General features: G+C 61.2%; 16 protein-coding genes. 9 read left to right on the forward strand and 7 right to left on the reverse strand.

The genetic code is table 11. The features are described from left to right. Together Q0C59_RS11410 and Q0C59_RS11415 are read right to left on the reverse strand one after the other, a co-directional pair. A partial coding sequence (locus tag Q0C59_RS11410; protein ID WP_366518855.1) for an ATP-binding protein occupies positions 1–400 on the reverse strand: 400 nt, incomplete at its 3' end. A 144-nt stretch (positions 401–544) separates the two neighbouring features. Continuing rightward, positions 545–1,513, reverse strand: a complete 969-nt coding sequence (locus Q0C59_RS11415; RefSeq protein ID WP_026437515.1) for a hypothetical protein — start codon at positions 1,511–1,513, stop codon at positions 545–547. A gap of 49 nt (positions 1,514–1,562) precedes the next feature. Between Q0C59_RS11415 and Q0C59_RS11420 the strand changes: the two genes are divergently transcribed. The 3 genes from Q0C59_RS11420 to istB are packed head-to-tail and all read left to right on the forward strand — an operon-like array spanning position 1,563 to position 4,226. Continuing rightward, the gene (locus Q0C59_RS11420; protein WP_155885301.1) at positions 1,563–1,934 is read left to right on the forward strand and encodes a hypothetical protein; all 372 of its coding nucleotides are present in this window, start codon (positions 1,563–1,565) and stop codon (positions 1,932–1,934) included. A gap of 4 nt (positions 1,935–1,938) precedes the next feature. Continuing rightward, positions 1,939–3,471: an IS21 family transposase gene (gene istA / locus Q0C59_RS11425; protein WP_026437514.1), complete on the forward strand. Its 1,533-nt coding sequence runs from the start codon at positions 1,939–1,941 to the stop codon at positions 3,469–3,471. 2 nt (positions 3,472–3,473) lie between these two features. After that, positions 3,474–4,226 carry an IS21-like element helper ATPase IstB gene (gene istB, locus Q0C59_RS11430; RefSeq protein WP_026437513.1) on the forward strand — a complete coding sequence of 251 codons (753 nt, stop codon included), beginning with the start codon at positions 3,474–3,476 and terminating at the stop codon, positions 4,224–4,226. Between the two features lie 231 nt (positions 4,227–4,457). Here the strand turns inward: istB and Q0C59_RS11435 are convergent, their stop codons facing one another. Both Q0C59_RS11435 and Q0C59_RS11440 read right to left on the reverse strand, forming a co-directional pair. Beyond that, positions 4,458–5,090, reverse strand: coding sequence for a phosphatidylcholine/phosphatidylserine synthase (locus tag Q0C59_RS11435; protein WP_026437512.1), 633 nt, complete (start codon positions 5,088–5,090; stop codon positions 4,458–4,460). 481 nt (positions 5,091–5,571) lie between these two features. Continuing rightward, positions 5,572–6,303, reverse strand: a complete 732-nt coding sequence (locus Q0C59_RS11440) for an FMN-dependent NADH-azoreductase (protein WP_081679744.1) — start codon at positions 6,301–6,303, stop codon at positions 5,572–5,574. A gap of 180 nt (positions 6,304–6,483) precedes the next feature. On the opposite strand from Q0C59_RS11440, the gene Q0C59_RS11445 reads away from it, so the two are divergent. Then, positions 6,484–7,380, forward strand: a complete 897-nt coding sequence (locus Q0C59_RS11445; protein WP_251708768.1) for a LysR family transcriptional regulator — start codon at positions 6,484–6,486, stop codon at positions 7,378–7,380. Positions 7,381–8,040: 660 nt separating this feature from the next. Here the strand turns inward: Q0C59_RS11445 and Q0C59_RS11450 are convergent. Then, the gene (locus Q0C59_RS11450; RefSeq protein ID WP_026437720.1) at positions 8,041–8,556 is read right to left on the reverse strand and encodes an HAD domain-containing protein; all 516 of its coding nucleotides are present in this window, start codon (positions 8,554–8,556) and stop codon (positions 8,041–8,043) included. Beyond that, positions 8,553–9,086 (reverse strand): HAD domain-containing protein, encoded by a 534-nt coding sequence (locus Q0C59_RS11455; RefSeq protein ID WP_081679736.1) that lies wholly within the window; start codon positions 9,084–9,086, stop codon positions 8,553–8,555. Before Q0C59_RS11455 ends, Q0C59_RS11450 begins: the two co-directional genes overlap by 4 nt. A gap of 1,390 nt (positions 9,087–10,476) precedes the next feature. Between Q0C59_RS11455 and purL the strand changes: the two genes are divergently transcribed. Both purL and purF read left to right on the forward strand, forming a co-directional pair. Further along, a complete protein-coding gene (gene purL / locus Q0C59_RS11460; protein WP_026437717.1) occupies positions 10,477–14,487 on the forward strand; it encodes a phosphoribosylformylglycinamidine synthase in 4,011 nt (1,336 codons plus the stop codon). Between the two features lie 195 nt (positions 14,488–14,682). Further along, complete coding sequence (gene purF / locus Q0C59_RS11465) at positions 14,683–16,179, forward strand: amidophosphoribosyltransferase (RefSeq protein WP_026437716.1); 1,497 nt, start codon at positions 14,683–14,685, stop codon at positions 16,177–16,179. 415 nt (positions 16,180–16,594) lie between these two features. Here purF and Q0C59_RS11470 read toward each other — a convergent pair whose 3' ends face one another. Then, a complete protein-coding gene (locus Q0C59_RS11470) occupies positions 16,595–17,551 on the reverse strand; it encodes a WYL domain-containing protein (RefSeq protein ID WP_034713353.1) in 957 nt (318 codons plus the stop codon). Between the two features lie 137 nt (positions 17,552–17,688). On the opposite strand from Q0C59_RS11470, the gene Q0C59_RS11475 reads away from it, so the two are divergent. The 3 genes from Q0C59_RS11475 to Q0C59_RS11485 form a co-directional block, all read left to right on the forward strand. Next, positions 17,689–17,991, forward strand: a complete 303-nt coding sequence (locus Q0C59_RS11475; RefSeq protein WP_026437715.1) for a hypothetical protein — start codon at positions 17,689–17,691, stop codon at positions 17,989–17,991. A 44-nt stretch (positions 17,992–18,035) separates the two neighbouring features. Next, positions 18,036–18,932: an AAA family ATPase gene (locus Q0C59_RS11480; protein ID WP_026437714.1), complete on the forward strand. Its 897-nt coding sequence runs from the start codon at positions 18,036–18,038 to the stop codon at positions 18,930–18,932. Beyond that, positions 18,929–19,318, forward strand: a 390-nt coding sequence (locus Q0C59_RS11485) for a hypothetical protein (RefSeq protein WP_291215446.1), incomplete at its 3' end; no start/stop codon positions are given. The genes Q0C59_RS11480 and Q0C59_RS11485, both read left to right, overlap by 4 nt.

The following is a 19,318-nucleotide window of genomic DNA, read 5'->3' on the forward strand; positions in this document are numbered from 1 at the left end:
GTCGAAGAATGACGCTGAATGAAGAGCCCGCTCCTAACTTACTTGTGACACGAATTGCTGCTTGATGATCGCGAAGGATTCCGTGCACGACTGACATGCCAAGGCCAGTGCCTTCCCCCACAGCCTTCGTCGTAAAAAAGGGCTCGAAAAGACGTGCCAGTGTGATGCTGTCCATTCCACAGCCGTTGTCTTCTACACAAACACAAACGTTCTCCTCGGACCAGTCTTCAGGGTCGGTGACAAGCAACACCTCTCCAGGTCCAGTGGCTTTCCCCGCTAGGGCTGCGCAGGTGGAGACTGAAATTCGCAGCAGTCCATGGTCCAAATCACTGATTGCGTGGACTGCGTTCGTGCACAGATTGAGAATGACTTGGTGCAACTGTGACGGATCCACATACACCAGTGGGGTTCCGGGATCAATATGCGTATTTCGGACTTCTTGGACATCAAGTTCGACATCGTTGACACCGTGTTCGGCACCGCAGTCAGTGAGGTACTTTTACCTCCCTCGAGAACACCCAGCGGACCATGGATTGTTGGCTACTCAATGGTTGTGCTGAGTGGTGTCCTTGATCCTGCTAGGCGCCGCAGGCTTGCCTACACCTCGTCGCTGGCCGCCCCAACTCGCTCTGCCTTCCCAGGCGCAAAGCCAGGCCTCTGCTCTGGCCGTGGTAGGGGTGAGCAGGTGCACTGATCCCCCAATGGCCTGCGCCACATCTACCCCTTTGTCCCCATACAGAACCCGTAGCAAAGCGGGCAGCACTCGGACTTCACCCTTGCGACCAGCAGCATCCAGCTGTTGCGACAGAGCAGGCCGGCGCTCCTTCAACCAGTTGCCAAGTCCTGATGGCGGCACCATGACCGCCAAGCTGAACTCGGACTCGTGAAACTGCCATTCCTCGGCGCTCACCAGACGGCTCAGTTCATTCTCAAAAGCGAGGCGCAACCGCTGTACCTGTTTGTGGGTGGCCACGGCGCAAAGTGGAGCACCTTCCCTGCCCCGAGACGTGGAGTTGGTGGAATGGTTCTCGCACACGCCGCGCGAGCGCTGCGGCAGCCAGCAGTACCGACAGAATGCGTAGAGCGGCGTAGCGACTTCTTGTGCGCCCACGTGTGGATGTGCCTTGGGCAGGCCCAGCACGTCAGCCATCCGCGCGAATGACGCCAATTCCAGGTGAGCAGGAAACTCAACCTCGCGCGGTGGTCGAGTGGTGTGCCGCACGAAGATGCTCACAACAGCTGCGCTTGCCCCGAGCTGCTTGTCAGTGCCACCACTGGCGGTAGCAAGGTTCGCGTAGAGGATCCAGAGGCTATCCCAACTGGTCTGCCCCCGTAGATCAAATAGTGACTTGTGCACGTCCGGCAAGAGCGGCAGCAAGCGTTCGCGCAGCAGGCCGATGACCATGGCTGGGTTCACGGCCTCATCGCCGAAGGACGTGTATCCATCGAGCAGAACGTCCAGGAAAGCTCGGGGCATGGGTGGCGGCACTGCGTCGTCGAGGTACAGCGGCATTTCAAGTGTCCAGATAGCCCAGTAGTTTGGCCTGATCGACTTTCGTACGATGGCCGATCCCCGCATTCGGCGTGCCGATCCAAGTGTCGAGCTTGCCGTTTTGACGGCCCAAACGTTTCTTTCGGCGACGTGGACACTTGTTTCGGCAACGTGGACGGGGATATCGACAACGCGCGCAATGTCGATGGCATCGCGCCGTCATATCAACAGCAACCAGGAGCCTCACCGAGCAAAAAAACTACACGTCCAGAAACGAAAAAGCCCGAGTTGCAGCTCAGGCTTTTTGTCCGGCCGAGGCCAGCAAGATTTGGAAAGATCTCGTGGCATGGAGTATCGGTCGCAGCGTTCGGCACGTCAAGTGCTGGGCGTGCTGGGCAAACTCGTCCTTGCAGCGCGTCCTCCCGCGCTGCGCAAGAAGTGAGTCCATGCGCATTCCAATTCACCTGCAGCGCGAAATCGCCCGCCTGCATTACTACGATCCCAACAGTTCTGACCGCGCCATCGCCGGCACCGTGGGCATGTCGCCTTCCACGATCGGCAGCTTCCGCCGAATGCTGCGAAAGCAGGGGCACGAATGGTCAGCGATCGAGCCGCTTGACGACGATCAGTGGCGAGACACCCTGGGCACGCGCGATCGCTCCATTGCGCAGCGGAAACCTCTGCCCGACTGGCAGTGGGTGCACACGGAAATGCAACGCCCCGATGCGACCATGGAGCAGCTGTGGCGCGAGTGGAGGGAAACATGCCCCGAAGGGGTGGCCTACACCCAGTTCGCGGTCGGATACCGGGCCTGGAGAAAGAATCTTCACGTAGTCATGCGCCGAGTACACCGGCCAGGCGACAAGTTGTTTGTGGACTTCGCTGGCAGGACCGTGGAGATCCGAGACCCTGCTGGCGGCCCCTCTCGGTTTGCTCAAATCTTCATCGCGGTGCTCGGCTACTCCAACTACACCTTTGTGCACGCCGTCCCCACCCAGACGACTGGTGACTGGGTGCAGTGCCACGTCGAGTGCTTTGAGTTCTTGGAGGGGGCACCGTGCTGGGTGGTCAGTGACAACCTCAAGGCCGCTGTCTGGCGCCGCAGCCGCGATGAGTTGGTTATCAACCCGACCTACCGCGACTGCCTCCACCACTACGACACCGCTCCTGCACCCGCCAGGCCAAGGCGCCCAAAGGACAAATCCAAAGCAGAGGTGGGCGTGCAGATCGCGCAGCGCTGGATACTGTTCAAACTGCGCGATCGGGTGTTCTTCAGCATCGACGAGCTCAACAAGGAGCTGCGCCGGTTGAACCACGAGCTCAACGATCATCCGTTCAAGAAACTGCCAGGCTGTCGGCGCAGCAGGTTTGAAAGCGATGAACGCGCTACGCTCAAGCCGCTTGTGCAAAAGCGCTTCGAGTTGTGCGACTGGCGCTATCAAGTCCGCGTGGGCAATGACCACCATGTAGAGCACCTGCGCTGCTTTTACTCAGTTCCCTCCCAACTGGCTGGCGAGCGCGTCGATCTGCGCATCACCGCGTCCATGGTGGAGGTGTTTCGAGGTGGCCGCCGGGTAGCGTTGCACGCGCTGCTCACTGAGCCGGGCAACAGCACCACGCTTCCTGAACACCGGCCTGTGGCCCACCAGCGGGTTCTGGAAGGCGAGCCCAAGGCGCTGATGCAATGGGCCACTGCGGTGGGCGTCAGTGCTCAGGAAATGATCGGCTACCACCTCAACGAGCGGCGCGATCCCGCAAATGGCATGCGCGCTGCCCGACGCATGCGAGATCTGGCGCGGGACCATGGCGAGGATCGCTTCGAGTCCGTCTGCCGCTACGCACTCCCGCTGAACATCACTTCGCTGCGCAGCATCACTTCGATCCTGACCAACCAGGCGGACCTGCGGCCCCGTCCTGCCACGCCACCGCCCCGCATGGAGCACGACAACCTGCGCGGCGCCCAATACTTCGGAGATTAAACATGAGCACCAATACCCAGAACTTGAACAAGTTGCGCGAACTGCGCCTGAACGCCATGGCGACAGCCTATGAACTCCAGCAAGAGCAGGCCAAGCTGCAACAGCTTGCGTTTGACGATCGCTTCGGTTTGCTTCTTGAGTCGGAAGTCTCCACCCGGAATTCCCGCAAGCTCAACCGCCTCGTGAAATCGGCCGGCTTTCCGGAAATTGCCGCATTTGAAGACTATGACGCGCGTGCAAGTCGAGGGCTGGACAAGGCGCTGATGTCAACGTTGGCCAATTGCAGCTGGATCGCGCGAAAGCAGAACCTCATGATCCTCGGGCCCACGGGTGTGGGTAAAACCTGGCTAGCGTCGGCGTTCGGCCACCAGGCCTGTCGGCTGGGCATGACCGTGGCCTTCTACGTGGCCAACGACCTCTTCACCAGCATCGGTCAAGCGGTGCTCGATGCCTCGCTGCCAAAACTCAAAACGGCCCTCTACAAACCCAACCTGCTAATCCTTGATGACTTTGGAATCGGGGAAATGTCCCCAACCGCAGCGCAGGTCTTGCTCGATGTTGCCGACCGGCGCATGCGCACGGGATCTCTGCTTCTGACCAGTCAGTACCCCGCGGACACTTGGCACGGTTTCTTCCCAGATCCAACCGTCGCGGATGCGGTTCTTGATCGCGTGGTGCATCAAGCTCATCGGGTCCAGCTGAAGGGCGAATCGATGCGCAAGATCAGAGGGCGAGCTGCTCTGAATCCTGGCTGATAAGGTCGCGCTTTCCTGGTCGTTACCTTGCAATGGGGCGGCCTGTTCCTACAGCTGCAGAGCGGCTGCAGCCATCGCAAAACTGAGCCAAGCTGGCGTTCCCATATTGATAGGTAGCCGATCGCCAGCTCCAAGGCTAGACTTCAGGAATCGGCCATTTGCTGCCGTTTACGCAGGCAGCTTCCTGGCATCGCCTCCAACGACGTGGTGCTGGATGTAGCCGCAAACTGGTCAGAACTTGGGGATGCGCACGGTCTTGCTGATCATGGCCGTGCCCGACAGCGCGAACAGCAGGCTCATGGGGTGCAACTGCCAGGGCCCAAGTTGCCATACTCCTCCCCACAGTTGCGCTCCCAGCGCTCCCTGCCAGGCGGCCCATGACAGCAATGCAGTGAGGATCACGCTGGTGGGGATCGGCGTGCCTTCAAAGTAGGCCACCTTGCCCGAGTCGGTGGTCAGGTGTTCGGCCGTGACGTTGAAGCGCGCCAACCGGCTGACGCCGCAGCAGACGAAGTAGCACAGGATGACGATGTCCCAACCGCTCTGCAGCCCCGCGGCAAAGCCCAGCGCTGCCGGGCCGACGCCGAAGGAGATGACGTCGGCCAGCGAATCGAGCTCCCGGCCCAGCGGCGAATGCTGGTGACGCCAGCGCGCCACCTTCCCGTCGAAGACGTCGAAGACGAAGGCCAGCGGTGTCATTGCGGCCGACAGCAGAAAGTGCGTAAGCGAGCCGCTGGCCATGTACATCATCGCCAGGAACACAGACAAAACGCCGCAGGCGGCATTGCCCAGTGTGATGAAGTCGGCAAGATGAAAGCTGCGGATCATCGCGAAGCGGCGTGGCGTGGGGGTTGAGGGCGCCATAGCAGAGTCTCCCTAGTTGCTCAATGTTTGAACGTCAGCTTCGACACGTTGGCATCAAGAGCTCGAATGTCCCTGATGGGCCCGAAGCGGACTCCTGGCTAAGCCCGCCAGGTTCCAATTCCAGCATGCAGAACTTGAAAGGAATCGGGGTGTAGCAAGAACACATAATGCTTGCCACCGCCCGCAAGCGGTTCTGGCTGTTTCTCGGAGGTCCAACAGCTCACAACCAAGACCGAGTTTTCGGTCAAGAGCGCCTTCAGTAGCTCTTCACGCGTTGTGTCCGTCAATGAGCGCATACGCCCGATGAGGTTCACGGCCTCAACGGACACATCAGTCGCACAGTACGCATGCGCAGTTGCTTGTGCCCACAACGGATGGTACGAGGCCGCCCTCGACGCCCGAGTTTCGACGTCAGGCGATACCGATTGCATCACGCTTACCTCCGAAAAAGGAATGGCTGTTTCTGGCCGATTGGTGAAGTCTAGCCGGCCGCGCACCTGCCCGGCAAACCAACATGGCAACTGGGCGCCGCAGCGTCAACGCCTACTGGCAGCACATTGTGCGTGTCCACGAGTGTCGAACTGGGTGTCCATCTCCCGCCGTTCCCGCTGTCCAAGAGAAACCGAAATGAGTGTCCAGCAGCGACCGAAATACGCAGCTCACGCAGGTCGACGGCTTTCGCCCCGCCGCCCGCCACCACAGTGACGTCCTCGATGCCGATAACTCCGAGGATGAGCCGAAGGTATTGCGTCGCGATGTCGCGATCCTTTATTGGCGATCCCTCGGAATAGACGCCGCCAGAAGCCATCAACAAGGTCGCCTTCTTTCCTTTGACAAGACCCCGCCCGTCAAAGCCGAGCGTCATGCCCTTGCGTACGATGTGATCCACCCATGCCTTAAGCGAGGCCGGGACGTTGTAGTTGTAGACCGGTGTCGAGATGACAAGGTGCTCAGCCACAAGGAGTTCGGCGACCAGTTCATCGGACAGTCGAAGCTCCTCTTTCATCGCTTGCGATTGATCTGCGGGCGGTGTGAAGTAGGCTTGGAGCCAAGGCGCTGTAACGAAACAGAGCCCGGGATTGGCGAGATCGCGATGCACGATGTGACCTTCCGGATTCGCAGTGCGCCATGCCGTAAGGAAGCGTTGGGTCATTTGACGCGAGACGGACCGGTCGCCGCGTGGGCTGGTCTCGACAACGAGAAGCTTGTTCATCTGAGGGTTCTTTCTTTCGGAATGGGTGAGCAATACACGGGCTGCCGCTGGATGGGCTGAAAAGCTTCAGCAACTGCCGCGCAGAACTACAAGTGGAGTCGTAGCAGTAATTTAGGGGCCGAAATGCTTCACCGGAAGCGATGAAAATGTGATACTTTTAATCAGTTTTGGAGATGGACAATGATTGGAAGTCTCACCCTCGACCAGTTGCGCGTCCTCGTGGCCATTGCCGAGGCCGGCAGTTTTTCAGCCGCCGGCCGCGAACTTAGGCGTGCGCAGTCGGCGATTAGTCAAGCCGTCAGCAATCTCGAGGCAATCCAGGGCGTTGAACTGTTTGACCGCCGAGGGCACCGACCGCGCCTGACTGATGTGGGGCGTGTACTGGTCGATCAAGCTCGGTCGGTGCTCGCAAGTGCCACTCGTTTCGAGGCCATTGCAGCCAGTACGCGCGCGGGTGTAGAGCCAGAGTTGACGATTGCGATCGATCCCCTGGTGCCAACCGCACCGCTGATTGGCAGCTTGCGCGCGCTGAGTGAAACCTTTCCCGATCTCCCGGTGCATTTTTCGACTGAAGGGCTGGGCGGTTCATTACGGCGGCTTCGCAGTGGTTCGGCAGCCATTGCCCTGTGCTTGCTGCTGCCTGGCGTCCCTGATGACATTGCTGCCTATCCGTTGCTGCGCGCTCGAATGCATGCGGTCGTTGCGCCTGGCCACCCTCTTGCTTTGTTAGGACGTCCGGCGACAGAGAGCGATCTCGCTCCGTATGTCCAATTGGTCCTGTCGGATCCGGTCGACCCGGACAGCGCAAATTACGGGGTGGCCGGCACTAGACTTTGGCGATTTGTCGATCTCGGTCGTCGATTCGATTTTCTTTTGGCGGGATTCGGTTGGTGCCGCATGCCTGATCACCTCGTGGCGCCAATGATCGCCGCCGGGGAGCTCACCGCGATCGAGGTTCACGAAGATCCCACTCCGCCCGAAGGACTGATCATCTACGCGGCACACAGGCGTGATCGTGTGCTTGGCTTTGCGGGACGATGGTTACTCGATGAGTTGCGTCGAAGCCTCGTCTCGTGATGAAACCCGCTACGCAGAGAAAGGAGCATCTAGCTACGTTCCTTGTATGTGCGTTGTATGTGGGGCGGCTTGAAACCTCAGTCCGATGACGCAGCACACAAGCTCACTCTTGCTACATCCCAGATCAAAGGCCATTTTCCGAACGAAGTCGTCAAACTCCCTGTCCAAGTAGGCAGTCCGAAGCACCCGTTCATTGCTCGCACGTTCGTCCAAGTCGGTGCCTTTCACTACGCTCAGTGACTCTATGGCCACCGTGCCAGTCATGACTGATTGCAATGCCGCCTGGAGTAACTGACGAAGCAACTCAGCTCCCACGGCATGTTGCTGCATGCAGAGTCTGGCAATTTCCAGATCCACCGCGCGATCTATATAGAAGCTGCGGTTCTCTTGCATATTTCAGATAGTTCAGGAGGCTAGGCATCAAAGCCCTTTGACCTCGACGATCTGAAGCAACCTGGCAGCCGCCCCTCGCGGACGCTTGCCAGCGGTAGGCGACTCCCATCTTCGAAACGTCGAGACACTGACGTTCATCACCGCTGCGAACGCTGCCTGGCTCATCCCTATATTCTTCCTGACAAGCGCGACGCGCTCTGGCGGATAGTCAGGGGGCCTTTCAAAGACGCCTGGAGGAAAATCATCTTTCATCTGGGCACTTCCTGGCTACGGCGCCTTGAGCAGAGCAGCATGGATTATGGGCAAGTGACCCACGTGAAGACCGACGTCAACTCTACAAAGGATGACCCTCTTACTCTTGTCGTGAATGGACTTGCGCAGGCCGGTACCTGAGATCTCATCATCAAGGATGACGTATGGCTCTCCTCGATGGTTGACGGCCAGCCACCTGTCAATTGCTTGTGCACGAGTCTCCCCTCGATTTTGGGGGGCTTCCCAACAATCATGAAGACTGTTGGAAAGAACATCGAGCTCCGTTTGTCTAAAGATGTGCTCGAACCCGTCCCGCCCCAAGAACCGCAGCCAGCTCGTCGTGATGACTACGCGTGCGTGATGCATTGCAATGGCTTCCTTCAAGGTCGTCATCGCCGGCTCGTGAAAAAGGCGCTTCCAGAAACCAGGCGGCGAATCTGCTGAGATCGCGTCGAAGCCCCCCACGTCTTCCGGACGATTCAAGACAATCACTTCGTCGAAGTCCAACATGATGATGGGCCGCAGGCTCATGGTTGGGTCCCTTGGATGCCGCTCAATGCTTCATGACATCTTGCGAGCTTGGTTGCGAGTTCCGCCTGTACGTTGAAATCTGAAAGCCCCGTGGTTCCGTCGCATGCGACTAGGTGTTCCCGAGCCCAGTGCGGCCAGTCAGACACGTCGTCGTCAAGAGCAAGCCATTGGCGAGGCTTTCTGCGTTGGACATCTTCCCAAACCTGCAGCCCCCTGGCGGTGTCTCGAAATACTGAGAGCGAGGCCGGGTCAGCACCGTGGATGCGACGGTGATAAGTCCCTCCGATGAATCGTGATCCAAGCGAGGAGGGCAGACGTTCCAGCGTCTTCGCATATCCAGGGCGAATGCACCAAGTGCTGCTCAGGACCAACGCTACATCCGGGTACGGTCGAAGAATCCCCTCGAGAATGGGTATCCATTCAAACAAGACGCGCCCCGTCTGTATCGGGCTCATGTAGATGCCTCGCTTGGGGTGATAGAGCACCGCTTCATGCTGAACGACGCCATCGAGATCGAGATAAAGCACCACGTCTGCGCTCTGCGGCGTTGAAGCAGGAACGTACGGCCTCTTGGAGTCATGGCTGCTCAACTAGCACTCTTTCATCAGGGGCCTACTCCCGTTCGCGCATCTTGGTGCTCGCAGTAGCCATTCCATTTGCATCTAAACCTCTCAGTGTGCATAGGCGCGAGGCGAATCGAGCGATGTCTCGTCGCGGCACCGGCGTGCCGAAGGCGTGACCGAATGGCACATAGCCGTGTTCCGCTGGGCTTGTTCGTCATGAGCCTTGCCCTTCCAGTCGCCGCTCAGTTCAGTCTCAGCGTCCAATGAACATATCGTATACGATATGAAGGCATTGAATGTGGGATTTGGACAATTGCTGAGTGACCTCGGCTCGCATGCCCAAGCAAGCTGCGTTGGGCGTGCGGAGTGGCTCAAAGAGTGTCGTGATCAGGAAGCGAGGAGGCGGTCTATGGAGCAGACGTGGGTACGGGCGGCGGTACTGGAAGTGCCGCAAATCTATCTGACGGAGTGGTCCGCGTTCATCTGCGGATGGTCCAATGAGGCCAAGCCTTTTTCCACGCACTTGGTCGGACATCGTGCGGCCACTGGTAAGTCACGTGCCAGTTCAGCAGTCCTGATATATGACCCACTGTCGCGTCGAGCTGTGACGGCGAGTGGAAAGGTGTACGAACTTGTCGGCCCTGCCAACCCCCAGTCTGATGCAATCTACATGCGGTCAGAGTGGTTCTCGGTCAACGGCGGAAGGTATGTGCGTGATGCAACGAATGACTTCGCTGTCTAGATGAGGCCAAAGGGAATACGTCTCTCAAGTCAATGTTGTCGATGATGTTCCAAGGGAGTTCCGGGGACGCCGTCCCTGATATCGGAGTACCCGCCTGCAGGTGCGGCGGGGGCCAGCAGTGCCCCGCTGAGTTGCTCAAGCCATCTATTTGCATGGCAAATGTCACGTGCGGTCGGCGAGTCGCGTGAACGGCTCGACCTGATGCACGTGCCAGTCACTAGCGGGAAGTACGTAAATAGCGGATTCTTGGTGCGCGCGATGTCCAAGGCGGCGAGCCAATTTGCGCGCGGGACAGGTGTTGCGGAGCCTCCAGTTGTATTCGTAGACGGCAGACCAAGCGCGCGGCAAGCCTCTCCCGCAAGTCTGCCGATCTTCAGAGTGCTTGCGCCCTGCTACATCCGCAGCGTGAAATAGTTTCTACTTCGGAGGCCAGGAGGGGGCACCTACATGCCTATGGTGCATGCCTCGTCTTTGGAGGTGATGCTCAGGTGCACACGATTGTCCCTTCGACCCCTGTGGCGCAAGGCATCGAGGGCGATGACTCTATAGGTCGCGCGCATAAAATCTCGACTCCGCCCGCGCCTCCCCCGGGTCTACGCACCTCAGGCTCCCAACGTGTCCCTGCACCTGCGCTTTTTTGAAGGCGGCAACGCCGTCAGCGACTTCAAAGTCCAGCAGCTCCTGCCCCGTCTCGCGGGCATTTCCGACAAGATCACCGGCCTCTCGGCCCGCTTCGTGCACCTCGCGAGCTTCGACGGCGAGCCCGACGCGGCGACGCTGCGGCGCGTGGGCGAGCTGCTGACCTACGGTGAACCCAGCACCCCGGCCCACCTGAAGCTGGAAGAGGCCGGCGCGCCAGCCCTGCTGGTGATGCCTCGCCTGGGTACGGTCTCGCCCTGGGCGTCCAAGGCCACCGACATCGCCCACAACTGCGGCCTGGCGCTGCACCGGGTGGAGCGCCTGGTCGAGTACCGCGTCGACCTCAAGTCCGGCCTGCTGGGCAAGAAGGCCAGCCTGTCGGACGACCAGTTGCGCGCTGTCGCCGATCTGCTGCACGACCGCATGACGGAAAACGTCTCGTTCGACCGCAGCCAGGCGCAGGCCCTGTTCACCGAACTGCACGCCTCGCCGATGGAGCAGGTGGACGTGCTCGGTGGCGGGCGCTCCGCGCTGGAGCGCGCCAACACCGACTGGGGCCTGGCCCTGGCCGACGACGAGATCGATTACCTCGTGACCGCGTTCACCGGCCTGAAGCGCAACCCGACCGACGTCGAACTGATGATGTTCGCGCAGGCCAACAGCGAGCACTGCCGCCACAAGATCTTCAACGCGCAGTTCACCATCGACGGCGTGGCGCAGGACAAGAGCCTGTTCGGCATGATCCGTCACACCCACCAGCTGGCGCCGCAGCACACCGTGGTCGCCTACTCGGACAACGCCTCCATCATGGAAGGCAGCGTGGTCGAGCGCTTCGTGGCCCGTGCCGGCGGTGAGGCTTCGCCGGCCTATGCGGCCGAAACCGCCACGCACCATGTGCTTATGAAGGTGGAAACGCACAACCACCCGACCGCGATTTCCCCATTTCCCGGTGCCTCCACCGGCGCGGGCGGTGAGATCCGCGACGAGGGCGCGACCGGCCGCGGCTCCAAACCCAAGGCGGGTCTCACTGGCTTCACCGTCGGCAAGCTCTGGGGTGGCCTCTCCGACCAGCCGGGCGGCAAGCCCGAGCACATCGCCAGCCCGCTGCAGATCATGACCGAGGGCCCGCTGGGCGGCGCGGCCTTCAACAACGAGTTCGGCCGGCCCAATCTGCTGGGCTACTTCCGCGAGTACGAGCTGTCGGTGGACGGCGTGCAGCGCGGTTACCACAAGCCCATCATGATCGCGGGCGGCGTCGGCGTGATCGACGCGACGCAGACGGAGAAGATCGAGTTCCCGGCCGGTTCGCTGCTGATCCAGCTTGGTGGCCCGGGCATGAAGATCGGCATGGGTGGCAGCGCGGCCAGCTCCATGGCCACCGGCACCAACGCCGCTTCGCTCGATTTCGATTCCGTGCAGCGCGGCAACCCCGAGATCGAACGCCGCGCGCAGGAGGTCATCAACCACTGCTGGCAGCAGGGCGCGAACAACCCCATCCTGGCGATCCACGACGTGGGCGCAGGCGGCCTGTCGAACGCCTTCCCCGAACTGACCAACGACGCGGGACGCGGGGCGCGCTTCGACCTGCGCGCCGTGCCGCTGGAAGAAAGTGGCCTGGCGCCCAAGGAAATCTGGTGCAACGAAAGCCAGGAGCGTTACGTGCTGGCGATCGCACCCGAGTCGCTTGAGGTGTTCAAAGGCTTCTGCGAGCGCGAGCGCTGCCCGTTTTCCGTGATCGGCGTCGCCACCGAAGAACGCCAGCTGGTGCTGGCCGATGAAGCCCAGCAGAGCCCGGTCGACATGCCGATGAACGTGCTGCTGGGCAAACCGCCCAAGATGCACCGCGACGTCCAGACCGTGGCCCGCGCGCCGGCGCCCCTGGACCTCACCGGTGTGGACCTGCAGAAAGCCGTGATCGACGTGCTGAGCCACCCGACGGTGGCCTCCAAGCGTTTCCTCATCACCATCGGTGACCGCACCGTGGGCGGACTGTCGCACCGCGACCAGATGGTCGGCCCCTGGCAGGTGCCGGTGGCGGACTGCGCCGTGACTCTGGCTGATTTCAAAGGCTTCGCGGGCGAGGCCATGAGCATGGGCGAGCGCACGCCGCTGGCCGCGCTCGACGCCGCGGCTTCTGGCCGCATGGCGGTGGCCGAGGCCATCACCAACCTGCTGGCCGCGCCGATCGAACTGCCGCGCGTGAAGCTCTCCGCCAACTGGATGGCCGCCTGTGGTGAACCGGGCGAAGACGCTGCGCTGTACGAGACCGTGAAAGCGGTCGGCATGGAGCTCTGCCCGGCGCTGGGTATTTCGATTCCCGTGGGCAAGGACAGCCTGTCCATGCGCACGCAGTGGAAAGAGGGCGGTGACACGAAGAAGGTGACCTCGCCGGTCAGCCTGATCGTGAGCGCCTTCGCCACGCTGGCCGACGTGCGCGGCACGCTCACGCCGCAGTTGAACAACGCCCTCGAAGACACCACGCTGGTGCTGATCGACCTCGGCAAGGGCCGCCACCGCATGGGCGGCAGCGTGCTGGCCCAGGTGCTGGGGCAGGGTGGTGGCGAGGCGCCGGATCTCGACGACGCCAAGGACCTGGTGAGCCTGGTCAACGGGGTCAACGCCCTGCGCGCGCAAGGCCAGATCCTGGCCTACCACGACCGAAGCGACGGTGGCCTGCTGGCCGCCGCGGCCGAGATGGCCTTTGCCGGCCACGTGGGCGTGGCGCTCAACGTGGACCTGCTGGTCACCGAAGGCGACGGCATCAGCGACAGCCGCGCCGAGATGGGCGACGCCAAGAACTGGGCCGGCCAGGTCAGCGCGCGGCGCGAGGAACTCACGCTCAAGGCGCTGTTCAGCGAAGAGTTGGGCGTGCTGCTGCAGGTCAAAACCGACGACCGCAACGCGGTGATGCAAACCCTGCGCGAACATGGGTTGAACAAACACAGCCACTTTGTCGGCAAGACATGCCCGGCCAATTCGGCAATCGAGGCGGGCAAGGGACAACTGCAGGTCTGGCGCGAAGGCAAGGCCGTGTTCTCGGCCAGCCTGTTCGACCTGCACCAGGTCTGGGACAGGGTGAGCTGGAAGATCAACCAGCAGCGCGACAACCCGGCCTGCGCCGACGCCGAACACGCGGCCGCCGGCCGGCCCGAAGACCCGGGCCTGCACACAAAGCTGAGCTTCGACCTAAACGACAACGTGGCCGCGCCGTTTCTCAATCTAACGCGGCCGCGGGTAGCTATCCTGCGCGAGCAGGGTGTGAATTCGCATGTGGAGACGGCCTATGCCTTTACCCAGGCCGGCTTCGAGGCCTACGACGTGCACATGACCGACCTGCAGACCGGCCGCGCGAAACTGGCCGACTTCAAGGGCGTGGTCGCCTGCGGCGGCTTCAGCTACGGCGACACGCTGGGTGCCGGCATCGGCTGGGCGCGCAGCATCACCTTCAACCCCGGGCTGTCGGCGCAGTTCCAGGGTTTCTTTGCGCGCACCGACACCTTCGCTCTGGGTGTCTGCAACGGCTGCCAGATGTTCGCCGAGCTGGCCGACATCATTCCCGGCGCCGAGGCCTGGCCGCGTTTCACCACCAACCAGAGCGAGCGCTTCGAGGCGCGGCTTTCGATGGTGGAGGTGCTCGAATCGCCCAGCCTGTTCCTGCAGGGCATGGCCGGCAGCCGCCTGCCGATCGCCGTCGCCCATGGCGAGGGTTATGCCAACTTCCATCATCGGGGCGACGCGACCAAGGCCATCGCCGCGATGCGCTTCACCGACAACACCGGCGCAGCCACCGAGGCCTACCCATTCAACCCCAACGGCAGTCCGGGCGGCCTGACCGCCGTGACCACGGCCGACGGCCGCTTCACGGCCATGATGCCGCACCCCGAGCGCGTGTTTCGCAACATCCAGATGAGCTGGACCGACCAGGACCCGACCGCCCCGAGCGCCTGGACGCAGATGTGGCGCAATGCTCGCCAATGGGTCGGCTGAGCAAAATCTCCCGGGGCTCCGACGCATGACCATCGAAATTCCCAAAGACGCGCGTGCCGTGGCGATCGCCTCGTTCAAGAGAGGCGGGGGCGCCTGAGGCAGGGTGGTCACGGAGCATGCCATCAAGCACTTGTTACCAGAGCCAGTGGCCCGAAATGTTGCTTAGAACGGTTTGATTTTTTGAGGGATCGAAACATGTGTGGAATCGTGGGTGTGGTCAGCAAAACGCCAGTCAACCAACTGATTTACGACGCCTTGCTGCTGCTGCAGCATCGCGGCCAGGATGCGGCCGGCATCGTCACCCAGCAGGGACGCAAGTTCTTCATGCACAAGGCCAAGGGCATGGTGCGTGACGTGTTTCGAACCCGCAACATGCGTACGCTGCCCGGCATCTGCGGACTGGGTCAGGTGCGCTATCCCACGGCGGGAAACGCCTATAGCGAAGAAGAGGCGCAGCCCTTCTACGTGAACGCGCCCTTCGGCCTGGTGCTGGTGCACAACGGCAACTTGACCAATGCGAAGGCGCTGAAGCAAGAACTGTTTCAAACTGACCACCGCCACATCAACACAGAGAGCGACTCGGAAGTGCTGCTCAACGTGCTGGCGCACGAACTGGAGAAGGTCACGCGCGGCATCACCTTGAAGCCGGCCGACGTGTTTGCCGCTGTGCGCGGCGTGCATCAGCGCGTCAAGGGTTCATACGCAGTGGTAGCGATGATCGCAGGCCACGGCCTGCTGGCCTTTCGCGATCCGTTCGGCATCCGCCCGCTGTGTGTGGGCCACAACGACCAGGGCAGTGTGATGGTCGCCAGCGAATCGGTGGCACTCGAAGGCAACGGGTTCGAGCTCGACCGCGACGTGCTGCCCGGTGAAGCGGTGTTTGTCGAAATGGAAGGCAAGGTGCACTTTCAGCAGTGCGCCGATAAGGTCAGCCACAACCCCTGCATTTTTGAGTTCGTCTATCTGGCCCGACCCGACTCGGTGCTGGACGGCATCTCGGTCTATCAGGCCAGGCTGAACATGGGTGTGACTCTGGCCAAGCGTGTGGTCTCCACCGTGCGGCCGAGTGACATCGACGTGGTCATTCCGATTCCAGAGACATCTCGCCCGAGCGCCATGGAGCTGGCCCAGTTGCTAGGACTGCCGTACCGCGAAGGCTTTGTGAAGAACCGATACGTCGGCCGCACTTTCATCATGCCGGGGCAGGGCGTTCGAAAAAAATCGGTGCGCCAGAAGCTCAACGTGATCGGCAGCGAGTTCAAGGGCCGCAACGTGCTGCTGGTGGACGACTCCATCGTGCGCGGAACCACCAGCCGGGAGATCGTGCAGATGGCGCGCGACGCCGGCGCCCGAAAGGTGTACCTGGCCAGTGCTGCGCCTCCAGTGCGATATCCGAACGTTTACGGAATCGACATGCCAACAACCGACGAATTGGTGGCGCACAACCGCACGGTGGAAGAGGTCCGCGAGAGCATCGGCTGCGATGCATTGATCTACCAGGACCTGGATGCGATGACGCAGGCCATCGGTTCGCTCAACCCCAAGCTCACCGGTTTTGACGCATCGCCTTTCGATGGCGTGTACGTAACCGGTGACATCACGCTGGAAGACATTGCGCGCTTGAATGCCGGGCGTGACGTGCACGAAGAGGGCGACGGCGACACCTCGCGTCTGGCGCTGCCCAACGCGTAGCTTGCCTGAGTGCTCCGGTTGATGATTTCGCGGAAAACCGACATGACCGCGAAACGGCGGCCGGGCGAGAGACTGGGGAGCAAAGGTAGTACGGCGAGAGCTCCGAGGCTCACTGCGACATAAGCGGTTACATGTAATTCAAGGGCGAGGTCGCCGCGCGCCGTTTTTGCCAGTGAAGAAGAAGGCTTCTCCTGCGGTCACTCGCGACCCGCCTTGACCTAGCTTCGAATCTTGCCTGGCTGCACCCGAGGGTGCGGAGGCCATAGAGCGCACCATGCTTGCTCTGGAGCATCCTGTTCCTTGTGAGGACGGCCGCGGCGGCCTGGGGCACCTCTCGCTCTGCGTGCCCCCAGATTAAGCCGTCCTTGCGGAAGACACGGTCCGTATCGAACGTGTAGTGCCGCCCGAGCTCAGGCTAAGGTGCCTCAGTTGCCTGTCCGTCAGTTCTTCGCTCCACCAGCTGGATCCTCGGAGGCTCATAACCCGGCGCGATTGTTGCGTTGGAGGATCCGTAGAGAGACAAAGGATCTTGAAGCCAAAGCGCGTACTCAAGACCTTGGAGGTGATGATCCGGGGAGCAGTCCACGTTCCATCGTCTGAGCATGTAGCCCGCGTTGGCTGAGCGGACTTTGACCGTAAAGACGCCGTCTTGCATCGGATAGTCCATTTGGACTATCTCTGGACGAGGGTGGTTTGGATGAGGCACTAGCTTCAACTCAATGATGCGGCTCCACTGGTCATCCTGGTCTGCGCGTTCTTCCCGGCCAATTGGGCTGGTTTCGAGCACCTCTACGTCTTCCATCCGCGTCGGAACGAAGTCGGTGAAGTGCTTCCTCAGACGGTCGAAGGCGCGGACATGCCAGCGAACCCCGTTGTCGACCAGCGCTAGTGGCACGATCTCTCGACGAGTCTTGCCGCTGCTCACCGAGTGGTACGCCAGTGAGACGGCTTTACCCCGGTGAATTGCACGGGTGATGGGAGCAAGGACCTCGACCGAGGGAGCGCTGAGGGTGGCGGGGAACTCGCAGGGGATGACGGGCGCGCTCATTACGTCCTGGACCAAGCTGAATCCCTGGGAGAGCGTCGCCAGCACGCGTAGCGGAGGGTGGTCAAACAGCGGCTTGAACTTCGAGCTTGGCCGGTAGAGCTTGCCCGTGCTGTCGAAATCTAGGTTGTCTGGGGCCAGACCTCGATACATAGCGATATCTCGGGTGGCGCCAGCCGGTGCGGTCTCGAACTTGGAGATAACGTCTGCTCGTCTGAGCTCGCCAAGAAAGAACAGGGTGAAGTCGATGTGCGACAGCCGCTCTCGTTGTACTCGGGTCAGGGCCTCTAAGGACGGCGCCGTGTTTGGGCTGGTCTGGGATTCCATCCACGAATGATACCTATCTCGCCGCTCGAACCTCATCGCAAAAACCCTTTGACCTAATCATAATGACTATGTATAGTAATCACACCGTCTAAAACTGGCATCGTGGTGATGTGAGTGAGGCGGGTTTACAGGGGCCGATGGTGCTTGATCTGTTTGTTAACTACTTCTATCAGCGTGGGCGGCTGCGGGGCGCGGGCCAATTTCTGACCAACGTGGCGGTGTGCTGGTGCATGTTTGGCTTCGTCGGGCACGTCATCACCGCCGTGCCGGCCGCAATGCAGCGCCGCCCGGCATTGACGCTGGCTGAGGTGTTGCCCAGCGTGACGACCTGGTGGGTTCCCGAGCACCCGATCTCATTCGTCCTTGTCATCGGGTTGGGACTGCTGGGCTTCTTCCTTTCGCTCAAAGGGAAGCAGCTTGACCGCTTCCTGAACGCATAAACGGCCCGGCGCGGACCGCCTCCTTCGAACTGCGAAACACCTTGATGTCGAACCATTCCGAAGCTCCCAAGGGCATCCACCGTATCGTCAAGCTGCCTGATAGGGGCCTGGCAGATCTGTGGAACTCGATCGTTGTCGACGACGGCATCAAATCTCGCCTCGTCTCGCAAGCGATCGTCAACTTCACCGTCCGTCCGAAGGTCAAGCGTACCGTGCTACCGCTGCACGGCGCCATCCTGCTCGTCGGGCCGCCGGGGACGGGCAAGACCTCGCTGGCGCGAGGCTTGGCAAACGAGGTAGCCGCGCTGATGTCGAAGGCGGGCTTCACGCTGCTGGAGGTTGACCCTCACGCACTCGGAAGCGCCATGATGGGCAAGACGCAGAAGGCGGTTTCTGAGCTGTTCTCGCAGACGATCGCTGAAGCGGCAATGCGCGGCCCGACCATCGTCCTGCTGGACGAAGTCGAAACTCTGGCGGTCGACCGCTCAAAGCTCAGCATGGACGCCAACCCGGTCGATGTCATGCGAGCTACCGACGCGGTCCTCGTTCAGCTGGACGCCCTGGCAGAGCAGTTCAACAACATCCTGTTCATCGCGACCAGCAATTTCCCTCAGGCAATAGATGCTGCGTTCACCTCGCGCTGCGATCTGGTGCTCGAGGTTCCGCTCCCCAACCGTGATGCCTGTGAGCAGATCCTGACCGAATGCCTGACGGAACTGGGCGAGATTTTCAAGGGCATCGAAAAGCTGCCTCACGAGGCCGGCTTCAAGCGGTTGGTCGCTGACACGGTTGGCTTGGACGGTCGAACGATTCGCAAGGTTGTAGCCAACGCGCTCGCTTCGCGCAAAGAAGTGGCGGTGGCCCCCGCGAAGCTGACCCTGGCCGATATTCAGTCAGCTGTAGCCCTCGCCAAGGCCGCGCGCCCGAAAGGTAAGCAATGAGCAACGCTACTGTGGTGAAGCGCGTGGTCCGCGGATCACCGCACAGAGACTCCGTCGAGACATGGGACTTCGTCGTCGACTTGCTGACCCAGGGGAAATCCGGAGCCAAGCGAGACGAGCTGCTGTCCGTCGCCGGCATCGCCAGCTCCATCCTCACGGACATGGCGCCCAAGGATGCCGCCATCGTCGTCGAGTGCAAAGGCCCGCGAACGCGCATCTATTGTCTGTACAACGAGGACGCCATCGACGGCAGCGACGCCAAAGAGGACTCGCTGGGGTTCGACCCCTTGGAGGGCGAGTGGTTCATCTCGCTGCCGTGTCCGAAGGACGATCTGGCCTGGGTCGAACGCGCGCTGAAGGCAAAGAGCACGCGCATCACCGCTCGT

Source organism: Hydrogenophaga sp. (assembly GCF_022844385.1).
In the GTDB taxonomy this organism is placed as follows: Bacteria; Pseudomonadota; Gammaproteobacteria; order Burkholderiales; family Burkholderiaceae_C; genus Hydrogenophaga.

Coding starts and splice junctions, on each gene's coding strand:
- Q0C59_RS11470 (WP_034713353.1), bottom strand. CDS start 17,551: ATGGAATCCCAGACCAGCCCAAACACGGCGCCGTCCTTAGAGGCCCTG.
- Q0C59_RS11435 (WP_026437512.1), bottom strand. CDS start 5,090: ATGGCGCCCTCAACCCCCACGCCACGCCGCTTCGCGATGATCCGCAGC.
- purF (WP_026437716.1), top strand. CDS start 14,683: ATGTGTGGAATCGTGGGTGTGGTCAGCAAAACGCCAGTCAACCAACTG.
- Q0C59_RS11475 (WP_026437715.1), top strand. CDS start 17,689: ATGGTGCTTGATCTGTTTGTTAACTACTTCTATCAGCGTGGGCGGCTG.
- Q0C59_RS11415 (WP_026437515.1), bottom strand. CDS start 1,513: ATGCCGCTGTACCTCGACGACGCAGTGCCGCCACCCATGCCCCGAGCT.
- Q0C59_RS11445 (WP_251708768.1), top strand. CDS start 6,484: ATGATTGGAAGTCTCACCCTCGACCAGTTGCGCGTCCTCGTGGCCATT.
- Q0C59_RS11450 (WP_026437720.1), bottom strand. CDS start 8,556: ATGAGCCTGCGGCCCATCATCATGTTGGACTTCGACGAAGTGATTGTC.
- istA (WP_026437514.1), top strand. CDS start 1,939: ATGCGCATTCCAATTCACCTGCAGCGCGAAATCGCCCGCCTGCATTAC.
- Q0C59_RS11440 (WP_081679744.1), bottom strand. CDS start 6,303: ATGAACAAGCTTCTCGTTGTCGAGACCAGCCCACGCGGCGACCGGTCC.
- Q0C59_RS11480 (WP_026437714.1), top strand. CDS start 18,036: ATGTCGAACCATTCCGAAGCTCCCAAGGGCATCCACCGTATCGTCAAG.
- Q0C59_RS11420 (WP_155885301.1), top strand. CDS start 1,563: ATGGCCGATCCCCGCATTCGGCGTGCCGATCCAAGTGTCGAGCTTGCC.
- istB (WP_026437513.1), top strand. CDS start 3,474: ATGAGCACCAATACCCAGAACTTGAACAAGTTGCGCGAACTGCGCCTG.